General features: G+C 41.1%; 1 protein-coding gene and 1 pseudogene. Both read right to left on the bottom strand.

Going from position 1 to position 2,705, the window contains the following annotated elements:
• Nucleotides 1–1,403: TonB-dependent receptor plug domain-containing protein (locus Q0236_RS12110; protein ID WP_297918429.1), on the bottom strand; the 1,403-nt coding region annotated here is incomplete at its 3' end.
• Nucleotides 1,404–1,904: 501 nt separating this feature from the next.
• Nucleotides 1,905–2,705 (bottom strand): annotated as a pseudogene (locus Q0236_RS12105) (RNA degradosome polyphosphate kinase); the annotation flags it as partial.

The following is a 2,705-nucleotide window of genomic DNA, read 5'->3' as shown; positions in this document are numbered from 1 at the left end:
CCGTAATTGCCTTTGCTATAAGGTGTAGTTATTTTGTTTATGGAATATGTTTTATATGTGCCGCTATCGGTATCAAAAAGAGTCATGCCTTTAGAACAATCATATTCATCACAATTTACGTAAACATCATCATTAGGTTTATAACTACTATACGCGTCCGTATTTAATATATGAGGTTCATTTTTTGGATTATCCGGATCTGAAAAATCAAATTGACTATCTACTAATGTAGGCATAAATCCCCACTTTAGCCATGTCTTTACTTCTCCTCCGTATTTATCTACCATTTTTCCGTTTTCGTTTATATGTAGACCGGACGGATTTGAAATACCCGCGCAGTTATCGCCCTCGCAATATTCGTCCGTTCTTGCCTTTAGTTTAATACGTTGCTTATTGTAGCTAAATTTCAGGCTATCCCATAAAGGCGTTTCATCGAAATTTTCGTAAGAAAACGAGTAATTCTTTCTTTCGCTTGTATCGTTAGTGTGTCGTATATCGTTAGTCAATGCTCCCCAAGGGGTTTGCGTATTGTAAAGAGCGAATTGATTTGACCAATCCGTTCCTTCCGATTTTATATTGGAATTATCATATCCCAGACTAAATCTATCGGTATCGGTGGGTTGAAAACCAAATTTGACAAGGGTACTTTTCTTGTAAATTCTATACGGATCGGGCTTTTCCCTAACCTTTCTGATGACGGTAGGATCATAGTCTTTATAACCCCAGGTTTTTAGTTCATGTCCTTCTCTATCGGTGTGAATAGCCAAGAGATCAAACCATTTAAACCGAACTGCAGCTGCGTGGCTTTGCCAGTTTTGTCTATCCGCACTTTGATACCCGCGCTTAAATCCGTAATACCAATCCTTCTCCGTTAGATAATCTCTCGCATCCTTTGTCTCAAACGCTACTGAGCCACCTAGCGCGCCCGAGCCTCTTTTTACCGAATCTGCACCTTTAGTGATATCTACCTGTCTTACGTTTTCAACCTCAACGCCGTTTCTAGTGTTATTAAAGTTTCCGTATCCTTCAAATAGATCTTTAAAACCTTGCGAGCTTAACGTTTCTGCTTGGCGAAGTCCATCAATACTTATATCTACACGATTTTCATCCACGCCGCGGATCGAATAACCACTAGCACCAAATCTTCCGCTTTCGACAACTGAAACGCCGGTTTCGTGACGAACCATATCTCTACTATCGCTAACTTGCTCTTTGGCGAGTTGCTTGGCGCTCTTTTTGGTTTCGCCGACTTTTTTGGTAAGCGGGTCGCTTTCTACGTTTCCCGTAACATTGATCTGCCCTAAATCTTGGGAATTGACTTCGCTATCATCTTCCGCAGCTAAAGTGGCCGCGCATAAACAGAGTGCTCCTGCGGCTGCAATGGAAAACCTAAATAGGCTCATTTTGCTCCTTTTATAATACTATTTCTCATAGGCGTTATTAAAAAGAGCAGTATATTAGTGAAAAATTCTTTAAATTTAAATTAAAAAGAATTTATTTATCATTTATAGTTATAAAATTTAATTAAATTTAAAGAATTCCTAGGCTTGCGCCTTTATCTCTTAAATTTATATTTTTTAAAATTACAAATTTTTACTTTAAATTTGAAAGTATTTTAATGAAATACTAAACGATGACGGGCAAATAAATTTTGAAATTTTAAGTTAAAAAATTTTAAAAATTTATCATAAGTAAGCGGAATTTTATCTACGCACGTAGTACTTTGGGCATCATGCCGACCGGCATTTTTACGAAGCTACGTTCCACAAAATTTATAAAATTTAGAATTTCCGTAAATTTACTCGCGCGTTCACGGCAAAAATTTTGCATTTAGCATTTATAAGCTCGGCTTGCGCGCGGGCTAGGTGCACAGCCAGCCCTGGCACAAGCCGAACAGAACCGCGTTAGCTCTCCTTCAAAAGCTTGGTTAGCGCCGTGCCGCTTTCGTCGTGTTTGCGGATGTTTTTATAAATTTTATTGAAATAAATTTCTAAAAATTCCTGATCGTCGATTTTCTCTTCGCCCTTTTTCGGCACGATCTTTCGGTACTCGCCGCTGCTTTGCAGCTCGAATGCAAGCTCGTTATCGCTTAGCTGAAGTTTTAAAATTTCTTTTAGCTTGTTTTGCAAATTTTCGTTGTAAATCGGGCTCATCAGCTCCAGCCTGCGCTCTAAATTTCGCGGCATCCAATCCGCGCTCGCGATGTATAGGCTGGGCTGCGCGTGCGCGAAGTAAAAAATTCTAGCGTGCTCCAGGTATTTGCCGACGATCGAGATCACGCGGATATTTTCGCTGACGCCCTTAAGCGCCGGGCGCAAGCAGCAGATGCCGCGCACGATGAGATCGATCTTTACGCCCGCGGCGCTTGCTTTATATAGCGCCTTGATCATATCGCCGTCGACAAGAGCGTTCATCTTAGCGATGATCCTGCCGGCAGAGCCTTTCTTCTCCTCGTTTTTTATCATCGCTAAAAGCCGCTCTTTGATCTGCATCGGCGACATAGAGAGGTTGTCAAGCTTGCGGTTTTTGTTGTAGCCCGAAAGGATGTGGAAGAAATTCGTCGTGTCCTTATCGAAGCGGTCGCCGCAGGTAAAAAAGCTCACGTCGGTGTAAATTTTAGCCGAACTGCCGTTGTAGTTGCCTGTACCAAAGTGCATATAAAATTTAAGCTTATCGCCGATTTGGCGAATGACCTGGCTAACTTT

This window comes from uncultured Campylobacter sp. (assembly GCF_938031315.1).
Classification (GTDB): Bacteria; Campylobacterota; Campylobacteria; order Campylobacterales; family Campylobacteraceae; genus Campylobacter_B.
This window is presented reverse-complemented; position numbering and strand designations above follow the sequence as displayed.